This is a genomic window from Vibrio sp. J2-4 (genome assembly GCF_021728155.1).
Classification (GTDB): Bacteria; Pseudomonadota; Gammaproteobacteria; order Enterobacterales; family Vibrionaceae; genus Vibrio; species Vibrio diabolicus.
The window spans coordinates 969,737-986,258 of record NZ_JAKKCN010000001.1; the positions used below are offsets into that span (position 1 = coordinate 969,737).

Consider the following 16,522-nt stretch of genomic DNA (forward strand, 5'->3'; position numbering starts at 1 on the left):
AATGGTTTCTAAATTATGTAGGGACTAGGTGGTTATTAAAGAATCGAGTTTCATGGATGGAAACCGAGTTAGGAATATCTCAATAAAGATTGAGGTATAACCCTCTACTTTTTGCGGGAAGGGATGCCAATGCAAATTGATACATGGATTTTTTACACTCTGGCCGTTTTGGTGCTTACTGCATCGCCTGGGCCAAGCTCGTTGCTGTGTTTAAGTAAAGGTGTGAGCAGTGGGTTTCGTATTGCCCTCATGACTGCGCTAGGCAGTTTATCAGCGATCACTATTATACTAACGCTTTCTTTTACCGGGTTAGGGGTTGTGATTGCCTCATCTGAGCTGGTCTTCAATATCATCAAATGGTGTGGTGCCGCTTATTTAATCTGGTTAGGCATTCAAGCGCTGCGCTCTTCTCAAACGGATTTTGACAAAACGGCAGCCGTCCAAAGCTCCTCGAATGCGCTCAGCGCTTTCACCAGTGGTTTTATTGTTGGCGCTAGTAACCCGAAAGCGATTGTCTTTTTTACCGCTTTGTTTCCTCAGTTCATTGATCCCTCTGCGCCTTTGTTGGCTCAATACGCGATTTTTGCATCTACATTTGTGGTGTTTGAGCTAAGTTGGCTAACATTTTATGCATTATTAGGTGTAAAAGCTTCAGACTGGCTGTTTGTCGCTGGAAGAGCCAAGTTGTTCAATCGCCTGACTGGCGGAGTATTTATTAGCGCGGGCGTCATGTTGTCGACGGCAAACCGATGAGAAAGCGCGTGTTCGGTGCATGGTTGGATTATTTCAATAGCGTAAGTTGCAATAACCTAATTTAGCGTTAGCTTATTTCCATTATGGAAATAGACGTTTTGTTTATTTTCATTAGTGGCAACAGGTAAGCCGGAGTAAAATCACGTTACTCTTTAGGGGTAGAATCCATGTTTTATCTTGTGGGTTTGTGGTTACTTTTTCAGGGACATCTCAGATGAAAAGCCTTTCTGAACTACAACAACGTTTTCTAGACATTGCGACTGATGTTCGTCTTTCTCCAAAACAAAAGTCGAACTTTTTGGCCTTGGAGGCGGAAGCATGTATTCCTTACATGTCGATTTCCCCATCGCTAAGACAAGCAATGGATGAAGGAATCATCTGTGATATGTTTGAAGGCCATGCACCTTTCAAACCACGCTATGTGCTGCCTGATTACGCTAAGTTCCTATCGCAAGGCTCTGAGTATCTAGAGTTGCTTCCAGCTGCCGATTTCGATGATGCGCTGAATATGCTCACCATCATTTACCATCATGTTCCATCGGTAACGAATATTCCGGTGTATTTAGGTCAGTTGGATCATGTCTTACTGCCTTACATAGGCGACCTGACAGAGAATCAAATTTACAAAAAGTTAAAACATTTTTGGATCATGTTGGATCGCACATTGCCAGATGCGTTTATGCACGTGAATGTCGGACCGACAGACAACATTATTTGTCGCACTATTTTAAAAGTGGACGCCGAGCTCAATCAGGTTGCGCCAAATCTTACGTTCATGTACGACGAGTCGGTCACGCCTGATGATTTACTTCGTCAAGCGACGCAGAATATTTGCGAGTGTAGTAAGCCTCATATTGCCAATTACCCTATGCACTCGAAAGCCTACAGCGGTTCACGTTTTGGTATTGTAAGTTGCTACAATTCACTGCCACTGGCTGGTGGTTCAAACACGCTGGTGCGAATGAACCTAAAAGAAGTCGCAGAACGAGCATCGGATTGTAACGACTTCTTAAACAGTGTTTTACCTCTATACCATCAATTAATGGTTGAGTTGATGGACGCTAGAAGTACGCACTTGCATGAAAAGTCCAATTTCTTTCAAGGATTTTTGACGCAAGAAGGGTTGATTGAAGAGTCCCGTTTCGCACCAATGTATGGCATTTATGGTATGGCAGAAGCGGTGAATCTTCTGTTCGAAAAAGAAGGCCAAACGGGGCAGTACGGAAAAGATGAACGTGCGAATGCCTTTGCTCATGATGTTTCAGCCACACTGGCGAAACTAGTGGAGTCAACCCCAGTGAAATATGGTTTGGATGGCAAAGCGCTCTTACATGCTCAAGGTGGTATTAGCTTAGATCTTGGCGTTACGCCAGGTGTGCGTCTTCCTTATGGCACGGAGCCAGACCCTGTCACTTATGTACAAGCAACAGCTGAGCATCACCAGTATTATCGTGCAGGTATCAGCGATATTTTGACGATTGATGAAACGGTGAAATCAAACCCAGAAGCGATGTTCAATTTGTGCAAAGGGGCGTTAAATGCTGGTTATCGTGAGTTTACCGCGAATGTGGCCTCAAATGATTTGATTCGCGTTACGGGATACATGGTCAAGCTTTCTGATATCGCAAAATATGATGCAGAAGGTTCGAGAACCAATACGACGTTTCTGGGAGCAGAGGCGGCAAAAAATACTGGGATTTTAGATCGCTCACCACGTGTGGTGAGTCATGAAATGACACCGACCTACACGCAGGCGTAAAGGTCGGTTTAGGAAAGAACAAGATGTCTAGACGAAGTGGAAGCCTTTTGGCAAAAGTCACTCGTATCCTTCCTTTCTCTTGTGTTGATGGGCCAGGAAACCGTCTAGTCATCTTTCTACAGGGTTGTAACTATCAGTGTTTGAACTGTCATAACCCTCATACAATAAACCATTGTAATCACTGTGGTGATTGTGTGAGTGAATGTCCGGCAGACGCACTGAAGTTCGACGAAAACAACAACGTTGTTTGGCTTAAAGAGGAGTGCACCCACTGCGATCATTGTATAGAGATATGTCAGAACCAATCTAATCCAAAAATTACTGACTACTCTGTGGTAACAATGCTCGATTTGATACGCAAGCATCGCTTTTTCATCAGTGGTGTTACATTATCCGGTGGGGAATCTACCTTACAACTTCCTTTCATTATTGAGCTGTTTAAAGGGATGAAGCAAGATCCTGAGTTACAGCACCTTTCTTGTTTCATCGACAGCAATGGCTCTTTATCAGTGACAGGTTGGCAGCGTGTGCTTCCTTTTATGGACGGTGCGATGATCGATTTGAAATCGTGGCAGACAGAGACGCACCAGTGGCTAACTGGGCGTGATAATCATCGTGTATTCAAAACGCTTCAGTACCTCGCAAAGCATGAAAAATTGTATGAAGTTCGGTTACTGCATATTCCAGGGAAAAGTGATTTAGATATAGAAATCGTAGCGATTGGGCGCTATTTGAGTACTTTGCCTGAATCGGTGCTTATCCGTTTAAATGCATTTCAACATCACGGAGTCATGGGGGAGGCGCTAACTTGGGATGTCTGCTCGCGCCATGATATCGAACGCTTAAAATCAGAACTTTTACGTTACGTGAGTAACCCCATCGCAGTGCCGACTGTACTCACGTAATGCAGTTTTGATTCGTTATCTTACTCACGTATCGCACGCGTCTAGCATGGCACAGGCATCGAGCAATTGTTTTTGTAGCCATTTTAAAGCCGGATCGTTCAAGCTCGCTTTGTTCCAGACGAGGCTGTAGGCTACCTGTCCATAATCGAATGGAAGGGATTGTTCAACCAAGCCTTTTGCTTGCATGGCCGCCCTTGCCCAAAGTTTGGAACAGGTGAACAAGTAATCTGAGTGCTGACACATCACCGCAGCTGAACCAAAATCCGCTACACGCATAGCCATATTTCGCTTCGAGTGCCTTTGTGTGAGGTTCTGCTCGAAATAAGGTTGTGAGAGATCTTTATCATGAATCCCAATGTGTCTTGCACAGAGGTAGCTTTCAACAGACAAAGGCTGTTTAGAGAGTGGATTTGATGGTCCCATTAAACAAACCATTTCGTCTTTCAGAATGGTTTGCCATACCAAGTCTTTGTTTTGCGTGGGCGGCTGACTAAGATCGTGTGGAAGCAGCAAAAAGTCCACTTGGCCTCTTACCAACGCATCGAAACTCATTTCCTCTTTTGCATGCACATTCAAATGTGCGTGATTACCGAGTTGCTGAGATAAATGTTGTAGAACTGGCGCAAAAAGCTCAAACGAACTTTCACGCATAGCTAATGAGAAACTGCCCTGATAGTAAGCTGGATTAAATGAGCCCTGATGTAATAATCCATTCATGCTAGAGAGTATGCCATGGATCGAGGGGCCAATGTGCAGCGCAAATGCCGTTGGTACCAAGCGAGTACCATCGCGATAGAAAAGGTCATCTTTCAGCGTTTCACGTAATTGCCCAAGTGTTTTACTGACGCTCGAAGGTGTCACACACAGGCGCTCTGCGGCAAGCGTAACACTGTGAGTGGTTAACAACATATGCAATACAGTGAGATGTTTTAGGCTAATGCGTGAAAGAGCAATGTAGTCCATAAATAGCATGGTTTCTTATGATTTTTGGCAGTATATCAGGATGAAACAAATTTTTACTATTGTTTATCTCGTAAATGAGCATCTTTCGCTTTGAGCTCAATGTATTTAACGTGTTGCGTAAAAATAACTTGAGTTTTGTAAGATCAAAGAATTCTCTTGGGTTTGTTAGGTCTTTGTCGTTTTCCTTTCTTCAATTTAAGAATTTCTATTTCATTTATCTTTCTAGTGCGAGGGCTGAATAGTTTGTGTACGAATGAAAAGCCGCCATTACCTTTAAAAATAGCCATTGTGTTGTTGATTATTTGGTGATTTACTCAAGATCCTTAAGTAACAGAGGTATAAATAATTAATGGACGACCCCTTTAGTCGACAGAACCCTTCACCGTATGTCTTCCCATCACTGGAGGCGTACTCATGTTAGAACTTTTCATGCAACCAGAGGCTTGGGCGATTTTTGCCACTTTGTTTGCGCTTGAAGTTGTCTTAGGCGTTGATAACGTCGTTTTTATCTCCGTCCTATGTGAAAGATTGCCACATCACCAACGTAAACTGGCAAGAAACCTTGGCATCGGCCTTGCCGTTATTGCTCGTATTGCATTGGTTTTTTCCATCTCTTGGATTATGCAGTTGACTCAACCACTGTTTTCTATCGTAAACCAGGCGTTTACCGGAAGAGACGTGATCATGATCGCGGGTGGTGCATTCTTATTGGCAAAAAGCCTGAAAGAGTTGTGGAGCTGGCTAAATCACAATGAATCTGGCCACTCGACTCATGCTCGTACTGGATTAGCGGTAGTGCTGCTGCAGATTGTTGCTGTGGATGCGGTATTCTCAATGGACTCGGTGATAACCGCCGTCGGTTTGACAAGTGATGTCCCGCTTATGGTCGCGGCGATTGTCTCGTCTGCAATCGTGATGGTAATGACTGCTGAAAAAATCAATAATCTGGTGACGCGCTATCCCGGCTTTAAAACGTTGGCATTGCTGTTCCTGGTTTTATTGGGTGGCTTATTGATGGCAGAAGGCTTCGCAATTCATATCAATAAAGGTTATGTGTACTTTGCGATGGCATTTGGTTTGATTCTGGAACTTTGTCATATCCAGCTAAAAAACAAACAGCGTCCTAGCATTAAGCGTCTTCGTCCGTTGCGAATTCGAGCAACGAGATTAGAAGCTCGTCAATAACAAACGACATTGCCGCTCACATGAGCGGCATTTTTGTATCTTGTATCGTCTATTTTAATTCTCGTTTTGCTTAGTTGTCGTCTCGATAAAAAATCGCATTTGTTGTTGTGTCGCAGATTTTTTATATAGAGCGCCCAACTAACACGAGTGAACGAAAATAATGAATAAAATGATCGATGCGTTAGCAACCAATGGCTACTACATCTGGGATGACTTTCTTTCTGAACAAGAGGTGGCTCAACTGCGAGATTGCATTCCAAGCAATTGGAAAAAAGCACGTATTGGTCGTAACGATGATGTTACTCGTATTGAATCTATTCGTAGTGACAAGATTCAATGGTTATCGCCAAATATGGGGCATGCTGTTACTTCTTACTTGGATAAAATGGAAGAGATCCGCCAAGAAGTGAACCGTCACTTGTTTCTTGGACTTTTTGAGTACGAAGCTCATTTTGCCAAGTACGAGAAAGGGGACTTCTACCAAAAACATTTAGATTGCTTCAAAGGTAACGAAAACCGTCGATTGACGACCGTTTTTTATATGAACGAATCCTGGACGGAAGAAGACGCGGGTGAATTAGTAGTATACGATTTGAATGACAATAAAATTGCAACCATTCCCCCACGCTCAGGGCGTTTGTTCGTATTCTTATCAGAGCAGTTCCCACATGAGGTGTTACCAACCAATGCCGAGCGTTTTAGTATCGCTGGTTGGTTCAGAATCAATGGTGTGCGAGATAATTTACTTGATATTGCTAGCTAACTATTTGTCGGCCTAGTCTTATCATCCTAAAAAAGGGGGGCGTGTGTTCGCCCCTGTTTTGATTAAACGTCGGTTGAGAGTTCGTAACACTCTGTCATGTTTCGTTCTAATACCGCATAAACGTCAGAGCAAAGCTCCTCTTTGGCTATTTGCTCACCCATAATGTCGGCGATCTGTGTTTGAGTCATTCGTCCTCGATAGGGGCGATCTTGAGACAGGGCTTGGAAGACATCCGCGACAGCAATGATACGCGATGGAACATCGAGCTCGTCGCCTGTTTTGTGATAGGGATAGCCCGACCCGTCTAAACGTTCATGATGATTGGAAGCCCACTCCGCTATTTTCGCGTTAGGGAAGACCTTATGCAATGCGAGCTGAGTATCAATGGTATGGCGTTTAATGCGTGTGTACTCTTGTTTGTTCAGAGAGCCTTCTTTGTGAAGGATTTCATCTGGTGTTTTTAACTTTCCAATATCATGCACCAGCCCTGCAATATATAACATTTCTTGGTCGTGCTCGTTTAGCCCAAGCTTAATTGCTAGATAACGAGATAATTCCGCTACTTTTTGTGAATGTTGATAAGTGAACGGGCTCTTTGCATCGACAATTTGAGCGATAAACATTCCCAAACTGTTCATATCTTGGATGGTTAATTGTTTTTGAAGCCAATCAATGCTTTTAAAATTTAGGCCTATGGTTTCAATATTTTCCGACTCCATCGCGAACCAAAACGCGTCGGTCATGACGAGTTTAACCATGGCTTCGGCCATGCTTGGATTAAACAAGGTTCCAACGTTTGCCATGATGCACTCAGCAATCAATTCTTCATGAAGCGTGACAATGTCACAGTGGCAGTTCATGACGTATTTTGAGCGCATAAAATCAAGGCGGTCCGATAAGTAGAGCAGGGCGGCCACCTCTTTTTCAAAAGGCGGTAAATCGAGCTCTTTTAGTTCGCTCCAATGTGTATGGTGGTAAAGAACTGGTGTCGCAAATTGGCGCAACAAACGACATTGCTTGAGGCTTCGGTACCCTCTTAAGCAGTGTGTTTTCACGTCTTGTGGCACCAGCTCTCCAAGTAACATTTTATGTTCTTGTGTTTCGGAGACTCCACAGTCGTGGATCATACCTGCGAAGTAACAAAACTCCGCTTTTTCTGGCTCCCAACCCATGACGCGAGCACATTGGTAAGCGATATAAGCGACACGATGGCTGTGGTGAGTATCGTCAACACCGACATAATCGAGTGCTCGAGCAACCCAGATAAGTGCTTGTTTTAGATCGACTTCAAAGCCCGTGTCCGTATGGGAATGGCAAGAATGATTCATGGTTTATACCGACATTGCTAATTAGCCCACGCGAAACCCAAATCAGAAGGTGATAGGAAAATTGGGTACGACAGCGAATAGACCCCAAAAAGGTGGGCGTTTAGACATAGTTTTAATTATGGGGCGGATAATAATCCTAGTTGCATAACAATATCACCTGAAGCTCATGATTAAGAGTCAGTTATTTGAACTAAGTATTAGTTTTGAAAGATTATTGTTGCTTTTATTGACTTATTTGAAAACGACAATAAATCATGATGTAACGCATTCTTATTTGTATTTTTATAAGTGATGTTCGGATTAGATTACTGATATACCGTACCGTTATGTGATTAAGTAGAATCCATATTTTTGAGTTTGTATGAATGATAAGGCACCTTCAATAACCACTTTATGATCGGCAAAGCCGAAGAGGGGTGAGTTATTAAGGTAACGCTAATGGAAAATCATAAAAAATAATTTTCTCTACAGCTCATGTGGTGTGGGGAGATCAAGATAACGGTATTGCTCCCTCAGCGGCATTTATGTGTTGATGAAATGACTTAATTAAAAAATGTGTGATTGCAAAGTAAGCATAGGTGATAAAAGTAGCTAGAATGATAGCTCTAAATGAAAAGGATTTCGTATGTTGAAGCATCGCTTATATCGGACTTACACCGCAGGGCTAAAAATAGCAGCTCTTATCCTTCCTATGCCGAGACCAACCTTGTTTTCCGGCCCTGGTTCGATGAATGAGCTATTAGAATCGATGACCGAACTGGGATTTAAGCGCGTCTTATTAGTTACCGACGAAGGGTTAGTCCAAGTCGGTATTGTCGATAAGGTGCTCAAGGCGGCAGCACAACTCGATTTACAGTTAGATGTTTTCTCGAAAGTGCAGCCCGATCCTACCTATGATCAGGTAGAAAGCGGTCTAGAGGCTTACCATCGTTTTCATTGTGAGGGCATATTAGCTTTGGGTGGTGGCTCGGCAATGGACTGCGCAAAGGTCATTGCTGCGAAAGTTACCAATAAACGGCCAATAAAAAAGTTAGCTGGACTATTGAAAGTATGGCGAATGCCAGCGCCTCTGTTTGCTATTCCAACGACCGCAGGAACAGGAAGTGAGGTCACCATCGCCGCGGTCGTATCAGATCCCTCCTCACACATTAAAACCCCTTTGATGGATCCAAAGTTGGTGCCACTAATGGCAGCTTTAGATGCGAACTTAATGATTGGTTTACCTCCTAAGATCACGGCTGATACTGGCGTTGATGCATTAACTCACGCTATTGAGGCGTATGTGTCGAGAAATGCTACTCAAGAAACTAGGGCTTACTCTGTTGCCGCCATTAAGTTAATTTTTAAGCATCTTCCTCGGGTCGTAGCGCAAGGGGATGATGTTGAAGCTCGACATAAAATGGCCATGGCATCCTACTATGCAGGTTTAGCATTTACGAAAGCGAGTTTGGGTTATGTTCATGCGTTTGCTCACACATTCGGTGCGAAATATGGAATACCTCATGGCATGGCAAACGGACTAGCCTTAATACCTGTGCTGCGCTTTTCATTATCAGAGATAGAGCCTCAACTAAGAAAACTCGATGCGTTGACGGCCGAAGGGCAGTCAGGTGAGGCGAGTGCTCAACACTTTTTGACGCACGTGGAGTCTTTGTTTGCAAGCATTGATATTAAGCAGAAAAGTGCACTCATTAAGCGCGAAGATGCTGATGCGCTTGTAGATTTAATTCTGAAAGAGGCGCACTGGAATTATCCTGTCCCTAAGTTCATGAGCAGGGAAGAATGTACTCAGCTATTGTTGGATATTAGTGGTGTGTAAATTTTTATTTACACTTGTGGTTTTTTATCCTTACACTTTGCTTGATCTTCTGCTGAAGATCCTACAATATCGACAGCATTACAAATATGGTATTGGTTTCGGTACGCCGTTGCCCGATCTAATACCGATAATCCCTAATAAAGTGTAAAGATAAATATACGATGAGTCGTTCTAAAGTATTCGGTAGTACTCTAATTATCGCGGGAACTACAATAGGTGCTGGCATGCTAGCCCTTCCACTTGCCTCTGCCGGCATTGGTTTTTCAACTTCAATCATCATCATGCTCAGTTTATGGGCTCTGATGGCTTTCACTGCCTTACTCATGCTAGAGCTTCATCAGCATGCAGAAAGTAGTGCAACTCTTCATACTTTAGCGAAACAGATCCTGGGCCAAAAAGGCAAGTGGGTGGCAAGTTTTGCGATGTTGTTTCTGTTCTACTCATTGTGTGCAGCGTACATCGCTGGCGGTGGTGCTCAGTTCGGAGACCGCCTTGCACAATGGTTTGACCTTGATATTTCAGGGCCTACATCAACGATAATCTTTACCTTGATTGTGACTTTAGTTGTGACAGTTGGTACAGGTACGGTCGATAAAGTTAACCGAGTGTTGTTCGCGATGAAACTTGTTGCGATGGTTGCTGTGCTTTCTTTTCTTGCTCCAAACGTTACGGAATCTTACTTATTGAGTATGCCGATTGAGCAAGGTCTTATTGTAGCGGCGATTCCTGTTATCTTTACTTCATTTGGTTTCCACGGAAGTATTCCGGCAATTGTGAATTACTTAGATGGCGATACTTCTTCTTTGCGCAAAGCCGTTATTATTGGCTCGACGATCCCGCTCGTGATTTACATCTTTTGGCAGATCGTGACATTGGGTGTGGTTAGCCAAAGTACGCTTATTGAAAACGGCGGGTTGAGCGCCCTTATTGGTCAACTATCGCAGACGGTGCACCAATCAAACTTAGGCAACATTGTCGGTGTATTTGCTGATTTGGCACTGTTAACGTCATTTCTTGGTGTGAGTTTAGGTCTATTCGAGTTTTTGGGTGACACCATCAAAGGGAGCAACGATAAGCCTAATCGCTTGGTTGCGGCACTCGTGACGTTTACCCCACCGCTGGGCTTCGCACTTTTTTACCCTCAAGGCTTTATTATGGCTTTGGGTTATGCAGCGATTGCCTTAGCGATTTTAGCCATCTTTTTGCCTTTGGTTATGGTGATCAAGGTTCGTAAATCGGATGATTTCACGGGGGAGTACCGAGTTGCTGGTGGCCAAGGAGCATTAGTGATAACGGGTATCGCTGGCACAGGTATCGTATTAGCTCAGGTGTTAATTACGTTGGGTGTGCTTCCTGCTCTGGGCTAGTTGTTTAGAACGTTCTCTGAATAACCTCTAGTTACTGAATCCATCGTAATCAATCAGTATTGTTAAGCCAACGAGTTTCGCTCGTTGGCTTTTTTAATCTGGATCAAATTACCGTAAGATATTCGGTGAAAGAATTGGTAGAAATGTGCTTTTATTTCGTACACTTAAGTTGTGGTATATCGATAATTTAAGTGGAGAAAACCGCTCAAAATACCATTGAATTTACAACACAATGAGCTTCTCTTGTTTCTCTGCTTGGGTGTGGAGGTGAAGTATGGCGCACCGGAGTTTTTACCCGTTTGCAAAACCGCTTAATGAGCAACTGCAAACGCTAAAGGGCAGGATGCAGGCGCACTTGCCGTGTATTGATAGGGTGTCATTTGCTAAATATCACCCAGACCAAGATGTGCTCAAATCATTTGCAGAAAGTGAGTTCGACACTTGGTGTTTAGCCCACCATGAGTCAGCATTCCGTAAACTCCACCACCTCAATATTGCCTCCAAAAACGCGATTCCTCGCATCGTCGAAGACCTTCACGATATTAATCATTGTCCTCGGGTTCAAACCTTACTCAAACAGGGATACCAGTCGTCGGTTGCGATTCCTTGTTACGACAATAAAGCATTTACAGGCTTTGTGTTTTTAAATTCCACTCAGCCCAATGCGTTTAGCTTAGAAGCGTTGAATAGTCTCAAACCTTATTTCGAAATGATTCAATTTGCGGTTGAATCAGAAGACCACGTCGTTAGCGCGATAGAAACGTTGGCGAACCGAATGCAATGTATGATGCCAGGCTACTCCCCTGAGTTTTACGCGCATACCAAGCGAATGAAGTATTACAGCCAAGTCATCGCAACGCAGTTAGCGGATCGTTATCACCTGAATGATGAAATGGTCGAAGATATTGGTATTTTTGCTCAATTCCATGCGCTCAGTGATATTCAGTTGCCAGTTGAAATTGCTAGTCGCCGAACAAATTATACTCAAGAACAAGAGGCGATATTGATGCAACATATTGAGCGTTGCATCGACTCGGCCGATGACATAGTGGCTCGTATCGGAAATCCGGTTCACCCGAGTGTGACTTTGTTTTTGCAGATGGTTACTTATCAATACGAAAACTTAAATGGTACTGGTTATCCGTATGGTTTAACCAGTGGCGATATACCAATAGCCGCGCAAATTACGGCTGTCGCGAATGCCTTTGATTTTATGACGACGCACCATCCGTACAGACAAGCGTGGTCCATCCCATACGCATTGTTAGAACTTGAAAAATGGGTATATCAGGGATGGTTATCTCGAGAATGTGTTAATGCTCTGCGAGAGCATCAAGGTTATATAAAGCAAATCATCCACAAATATCCGGAGCACTATACAGGCTTGGGGTTAATGTGAAGAGCAGTAACGAAGTTGAAATGTTGACGAGGAGGAATATTTAAACAATACTGTTTTTATATACAGTAGTGAGTTTGGAGGTGAAGTATGTTGTGGGAAACCCTTGAAAGAGTAAACCGCTTACGCCAACAAGCACTTGCAAATCCTGAGTTTGTTGAGTCAGCAAAAGAGCACGAACAAGCACTTCAGGAGCAAGAATACCATTATCAAACGAAGAAAAAGCGTTCAGCCAAAGACAAACAAGGTAAAAAGTCGCTAGCCGATATCTATAAAGAAGTAGAGTTTGGCGCTGACGCTCGTCATTAATTTATTCACTGCGGCATTTCTCATTTCTTCATGCGCCGCAGTATTCATTCAAATTTATGCGAGGGCAGTGGTAGACCGCTGCTCTCGTTGACCTGCCGACAATCCACTAATGAAGTCATCCGCAACAAATAATCATTAACGCTTAGTAATTCTCTCAATGATCTTGTTGATGTAATGATAATGACAACGGTTTGCATTTGTATCTTTGTTGTTATATAAAACCTCCCTTATTAATCGTTCTGTTGAATAAGAACGGCAAACGTGATGAACGAATGAAAGCGGTTGATTAGCTTTCATTTGTGAATGGCTATTAGGTGAAGTAGGGATGTTGGAAGCTAAAGCACTCCAGTTTGAGATTGAAGGCAAGTCATTGCTAAAAGCGTTTGATGTGACATTTGAACCCGGAAAAACATACGCTCTTGTTGGGCACAATGGTTCAGGAAAATCTACATTGTTAAAGTTGCTGGCACAGCAACAGCCATACACCGCTGGTGACGTGGTTCTACATGGAACGAGCATTAACGATCTCTCAGCGAAAAAATTCGCCCAACACATTGCCTACTTGCCTCAGCATCTTCCGGTGACCGACAGTATTTTAGGTCGCGATTTAGTCGGATTTGGTCGTTACCCATGGCATGGTTTACTTGGTCGTTTGAGCAAGAAAGATCATGACATTATTGAAGAATCAATGGCGATGACAGGAACACTAAAATACGCAGATCGCTTAGTTGATACGCTATCTGGAGGGGAGCGCCAACGAGTGTGGCTAGCCATGCTATTAGCGCAAAAAACCGAGTATTTGCTTCTTGATGAGCCTTTGTCTGCGTTAGATATTAGCCATCAAGTCGATATGTTGAAGCTCATCTCTAAACTCAGTAAAGAGTTGGGTTTGGGCGTTATTATCGTATTGCACGACATCAACTTAGCGGCGCGCTTTTGCGATCATATCGTTGCATTACATCAAGGTGATTTGATTGCACAAGGCAATGTTGAACAGGTGTTTACTGAACCTAAGCTGAGGGACATATACGGGATAGAGATGAAGATCTCTGACCACCCTGCGGGTTATCCGGTGGCGATGCCAAGCTAGAGGTTAAATAATGAGCAGTACAAACACTCGACTTAAGCATTTCTCTTTCGCTCTCTCACTTAGTGCGCTTTTGGTCAGTTCCTTTCAAGCAGTAGCTGAGGCGTCACCTCGGGTGATGTCGGTTGATTGGACACAAACTGAAACGATGTTGGCGTTAGGGGTCGTGCCCGTAGGCGTCGCTCAAGGGCAAGATTACGATGCTTGGGTAAAATCGCCACCGTTACCACCTCAAACTAAGGATGTAGGGTTAAGAACTCAACCCAATATAGAGCGTATTTACGAGCTCAGACCTGACCGTATTTTTATTGCCCCGTACTTCTCCTCAATGAAGCATCGCTTAGTCGATATCGCCCCCGTTACCACGATTGACTTATATGAAAGCGGGATTACAGATTGGTCGGTACTTACTCGTTTCACTCGGAGGTTTGGTGAAGAGCTAGGAAGAGAAGCGGAAGCTGAGGCACTTATACAAAAATATGAAGAACGTTTCTCTTTATTAAAACAGCGCATAAACAAAGACCAGCCGCCGCTTTTAATGATTCAGTTTATGGATACGAAGCACGTTCGTGTTTTTGGTCAGAATAGTCTTTACTCTCAGGCTATCGAAAAGATTGGGCTGAGTAATGCGTGGAACGAAGAGACAAATAGCTGGGGCTTCAGCTTAGTCGGCATCGATAAGTTAGCAGGTATAAGAGCCCAAATTGTTATCGTTGAGCCATTGCCTCACGGTGGCGAAAAGCAGCTCTCTCAAGATCCGTTTTGGCAATACGTTGTTCAACAGTCTGGTGAGAAGGTCATGCAAGTCGCGCCTGTTTGGAGTTTTGGTTCTATGCCTTCAGCGCTTCGGTTCGCGGAGTTAGTTACGGCGAGTAAGGTCGAGGAGTTAGAACAATGAAAGCCATGCCTTTAAGCCTTGTGGTGTTACTTTCGGCATTTACCTTTTCTATTGGTGCTTTCCAATTGTATCAAGCAAGTTCATTCTCACTGGCTCTTAGCAGTTTATGGAAACCTAACTTTCAATCTATCGATTCCGTCTTACTTCACTTTAGCTGGTGGCCTCGAGTCTTCACCACGATTATATCTGGTGCTGGATTAGCGGTTGCTGGGGTATTGATGCAGCAAGTTCTGCGTAACCCTCTCGCTTCACCCACGACACTTGGTGTGGCGAGCGGTTCAAGTTTTGCTTTGATGTTAGCTACGCTATTTGCCCCTTGGATGTTGGATATAGCACCTAATTTGGTTGCTCTCATCGGCGGTGTGACATCGATGGGGTTGGTGATGCTGTTGTCATGGCGACGAGCGTTATCTCCAACGGTTGTCGTCGTTTCTGGGTTAGTGATAAACCTGTACTTTGCATCATTAAGTACGGTTATTCTAATGATGAATACCGAAAAGCTGAATGGATTAATGATATGGGGAGCGGGCTCGCTTGTTCAGAGCGGATGGGGTGATTTCTCGTATCTTGCACCTCGAATCGCACTTGCTACGGTTATCGCATTTGTGTTTGCAAAGCCGTTAAGTCTGTTAGAACTCTCCGAGCAAGGTGCCAAGAGTTTAGGTGTCTCGCTAGCCAAACTGCGCTTTGTCTGTCTTGGGCTTGCGGTGTTAATCACTTCTTGGGTCGTTTCTGCAGTAGGAATCATCGGTTTCATCGGATTAGCAGCGCCAGCGATTACTCGATTGATAGGTATCAATAAAATCCAGCATAAGCTTTGGGTATCGATGCTGATTGGTGCCATGTTATTGACTTTAACCGATTTGGTTATTCAGCAACTGCCAGGGCTAATGGCGAGTTTTATACCAACGGGAGCAGCAACCGCTGCACTGGGCGCTCCGCTACTGTTATGGCTGCTACCTCGCTTATCACAAAAGACGCAGGGTCATACTCAAACGGTGTTAACTCGACATCGTCAACATGTTTACAAGCTAAACCCTAAAGCGATCTCATTGGCGTTGATCGGCACATTAATTTCCGTTGTTCTTTTTGCCACGGTTGCTGTGCAAAATGAAGGGTGGACAAACTTGTTTGCTAGCCAAAATTGGATTTTTTTGGAATGGCGCGCACCTAGATTATTTGCAGCAGCAATTGCGGGGGCAATGTTAGCGATTGCTGGCACCATGATTCAACGCCTAAGTGGAAACCCAATGGCCAGTCCAGAAGTGATCGGCATCAGTTCAGGGACAGCGATGGGATTGATCATCGCGATGTTTACTGGGTTAGGTTCGTCAATTTTCACTCTTTCTTTAGGCGGGCTTGTAGGTGCATTAGCGACGGTATTGGTCATTGTGCTGCTAAACCGTAAATCAGGTTTTCAGCCGGAGCGCATTTTGTTGACTGGTATTGCTATTACCGCACTGATGAATGCAATACAGAGCTTTATTCTAGCCACTGGTGACCCAAGAAGTTATCAAGCATTGGCTTGGTTGTCTGGGTCTACCTACTATGTTTCGGTTGAAACGTTACTCCCATTGTCTTTATCTGCGCTTGTTTTTATAGGGTTGAGTTTTCTCTGCGTAAGATGGCTAGATATTCTTCCTGTTGGCGCCGCTTCCTCTAAAGCACTTGGGATTCGCGTTGATCGTTCACGCTCGATACTGCTGCTTTTAGTTGCTTGTCTCACGGTCAGTGCGACATTGGTTGTTGGTCCTATTAGCTTTGTTGGGTTACTGGCTCCGCATTTAGCTCGCTTATTTGGCTTTAACAAAGCGTCACAACACATGTTATGCGCCGCGATATTGGGTTCCGGCGTGATGTTGTTGGCCGATTGGTTGGGACGACAAGTTCTTTACCCGCAAGAAGTACCAACAGGGCTTATGGCGTCTCTCATTGGCGGTTTGTATCTGATGTGGGGATTACGTCGTTTGTAGATACGAGCTACGCCTCA

General features: G+C 44.0%; 14 protein-coding genes. 12 read left to right on the top strand and 2 right to left on the bottom strand.

Annotation, left to right across the window (positions count from 1 at the left end; all coding sequences use genetic code 11):
• The first annotated feature begins 129 nt into the window (after positions 1-129).
• From L3V32_RS04455 to L3V32_RS04465, 3 genes are all read left to right on the top strand, one after another.
• On the top strand, positions 130-753 hold the full coding sequence (locus tag L3V32_RS04455) for a LysE family translocator (RefSeq protein WP_053807364.1): 624 nt from the start codon (positions 130-132) through the stop codon (positions 751-753).
• Between the two features lie 214 nt (positions 754-967).
• Positions 968-2,512, top strand: coding sequence for a YjjI family glycine radical enzyme (locus tag L3V32_RS04460; protein WP_237283878.1), 1,545 nt, complete (start codon positions 968-970; stop codon positions 2,510-2,512).
• Positions 2,513-2,535: 23 nt separating this feature from the next.
• The gene (locus L3V32_RS04465) at positions 2,536-3,417 is read left to right on the top strand and encodes a YjjW family glycine radical enzyme activase (RefSeq protein ID WP_237283879.1); all 882 of its coding nucleotides are present in this window, start codon (positions 2,536-2,538) and stop codon (positions 3,415-3,417) included.
• Between the two features lie 24 nt (positions 3,418-3,441).
• On the opposite strand, the gene L3V32_RS04470 is transcribed toward L3V32_RS04465, so the two are convergent.
• Positions 3,442-4,380 carry a LysR family transcriptional regulator gene (locus L3V32_RS04470; RefSeq protein ID WP_085343872.1) on the bottom strand — a complete coding sequence of 313 codons (939 nt, stop codon included), beginning with the start codon at positions 4,378-4,380 and terminating at the stop codon, positions 3,442-3,444.
• 414 nt (positions 4,381-4,794) lie between these two features.
• Here L3V32_RS04470 and L3V32_RS04475 point away from each other — a divergent pair, with 414 nt between their 5' ends.
• Positions 4,795-5,565, top strand: coding sequence for a TerC family protein (locus L3V32_RS04475; RefSeq protein WP_006741575.1), 771 nt, complete (start codon positions 4,795-4,797; stop codon positions 5,563-5,565).
• 160 nt (positions 5,566-5,725) lie between these two features.
• Entirely contained in the window at positions 5,726-6,328 is a 603-nt protein-coding gene (locus tag L3V32_RS04480; RefSeq protein ID WP_041852966.1) for a 2OG-Fe(II) oxygenase, read from the top strand.
• A gap of 62 nt (positions 6,329-6,390) precedes the next feature.
• On the opposite strand, the gene L3V32_RS04485 is transcribed toward L3V32_RS04480, so the two are convergent.
• Positions 6,391-7,656, bottom strand: coding sequence for an HD domain-containing phosphohydrolase (locus L3V32_RS04485; RefSeq protein ID WP_006741574.1), 1,266 nt, complete (start codon positions 7,654-7,656; stop codon positions 6,391-6,393).
• A gap of 625 nt (positions 7,657-8,281) precedes the next feature.
• On the opposite strand from L3V32_RS04485, the gene L3V32_RS04490 reads away from it, so the two are divergent.
• From L3V32_RS04490 to fhuB, 7 genes are all read left to right on the top strand, one after another.
• Entirely contained in the window at positions 8,282-9,475 is a 1,194-nt protein-coding gene (locus L3V32_RS04490; RefSeq protein WP_237283880.1) for an iron-containing alcohol dehydrogenase, read from the top strand.
• Between the two features lie 161 nt (positions 9,476-9,636).
• Positions 9,637-10,842 carry an aromatic amino acid transport family protein gene (locus L3V32_RS04495; RefSeq protein ID WP_074191420.1) on the top strand — a complete coding sequence of 402 codons (1,206 nt, stop codon included), beginning with the start codon at positions 9,637-9,639 and terminating at the stop codon, positions 10,840-10,842.
• Between the two features lie 274 nt (positions 10,843-11,116).
• The gene (locus L3V32_RS04500) at positions 11,117-12,241 is read left to right on the top strand and encodes an HD-GYP domain-containing protein (RefSeq protein ID WP_237283881.1); all 1,125 of its coding nucleotides are present in this window, start codon (positions 11,117-11,119) and stop codon (positions 12,239-12,241) included.
• An 87-nt stretch (positions 12,242-12,328) separates the two neighbouring features.
• The gene (locus tag L3V32_RS04505) at positions 12,329-12,547 is read left to right on the top strand and encodes a hypothetical protein (RefSeq protein ID WP_005377723.1); all 219 of its coding nucleotides are present in this window, start codon (positions 12,329-12,331) and stop codon (positions 12,545-12,547) included.
• A 325-nt stretch (positions 12,548-12,872) separates the two neighbouring features.
• Complete coding sequence (locus L3V32_RS04510) at positions 12,873-13,637, top strand: ABC transporter ATP-binding protein (protein ID WP_167426614.1); 765 nt, start codon at positions 12,873-12,875, stop codon at positions 13,635-13,637.
• A gap of 10 nt (positions 13,638-13,647) precedes the next feature.
• Positions 13,648-14,532: an ABC transporter substrate-binding protein gene (locus tag L3V32_RS04515; RefSeq protein ID WP_085343866.1), complete on the top strand. Its 885-nt coding sequence runs from the start codon at positions 13,648-13,650 to the stop codon at positions 14,530-14,532.
• Positions 14,529-16,505, top strand: coding sequence for a Fe(3+)-hydroxamate ABC transporter permease FhuB (gene fhuB, locus L3V32_RS04520; protein ID WP_085343865.1), 1,977 nt, complete (start codon positions 14,529-14,531; stop codon positions 16,503-16,505). The genes L3V32_RS04515 and fhuB overlap by 4 nt, the downstream gene beginning before the upstream one ends.
• Positions 16,506-16,522 lie beyond the last annotated feature (17 nt).

Coding starts and splice junctions, on each gene's coding strand:
- L3V32_RS04455 (WP_053807364.1), top strand. CDS start 130: ATGCAAATTGATACATGGATTTTTTACACTCTGGCCGTTTTGGTGCTT.
- L3V32_RS04460 (WP_237283878.1), top strand. CDS start 968: ATGAAAAGCCTTTCTGAACTACAACAACGTTTTCTAGACATTGCGACT.
- L3V32_RS04465 (WP_237283879.1), top strand. CDS start 2,536: ATGTCTAGACGAAGTGGAAGCCTTTTGGCAAAAGTCACTCGTATCCTT.
- L3V32_RS04470 (WP_085343872.1), bottom strand. CDS start 4,380: ATGGACTACATTGCTCTTTCACGCATTAGCCTAAAACATCTCACTGTA.
- L3V32_RS04475 (WP_006741575.1), top strand. CDS start 4,795: ATGTTAGAACTTTTCATGCAACCAGAGGCTTGGGCGATTTTTGCCACT.
- L3V32_RS04480 (WP_041852966.1), top strand. CDS start 5,726: ATGAATAAAATGATCGATGCGTTAGCAACCAATGGCTACTACATCTGG.
- L3V32_RS04485 (WP_006741574.1), bottom strand. CDS start 7,656: ATGAATCATTCTTGCCATTCCCATACGGACACGGGCTTTGAAGTCGAT.
- L3V32_RS04490 (WP_237283880.1), top strand. CDS start 8,282: ATGTTGAAGCATCGCTTATATCGGACTTACACCGCAGGGCTAAAAATA.
- L3V32_RS04495 (WP_074191420.1), top strand. CDS start 9,637: ATGAGTCGTTCTAAAGTATTCGGTAGTACTCTAATTATCGCGGGAACT.
- L3V32_RS04500 (WP_237283881.1), top strand. CDS start 11,117: ATGGCGCACCGGAGTTTTTACCCGTTTGCAAAACCGCTTAATGAGCAA.
- L3V32_RS04505 (WP_005377723.1), top strand. CDS start 12,329: ATGTTGTGGGAAACCCTTGAAAGAGTAAACCGCTTACGCCAACAAGCA.
- L3V32_RS04510 (WP_167426614.1), top strand. CDS start 12,873: ATGTTGGAAGCTAAAGCACTCCAGTTTGAGATTGAAGGCAAGTCATTG.
- L3V32_RS04515 (WP_085343866.1), top strand. CDS start 13,648: ATGAGCAGTACAAACACTCGACTTAAGCATTTCTCTTTCGCTCTCTCA.
- fhuB (WP_085343865.1), top strand. CDS start 14,529: ATGAAAGCCATGCCTTTAAGCCTTGTGGTGTTACTTTCGGCATTTACC.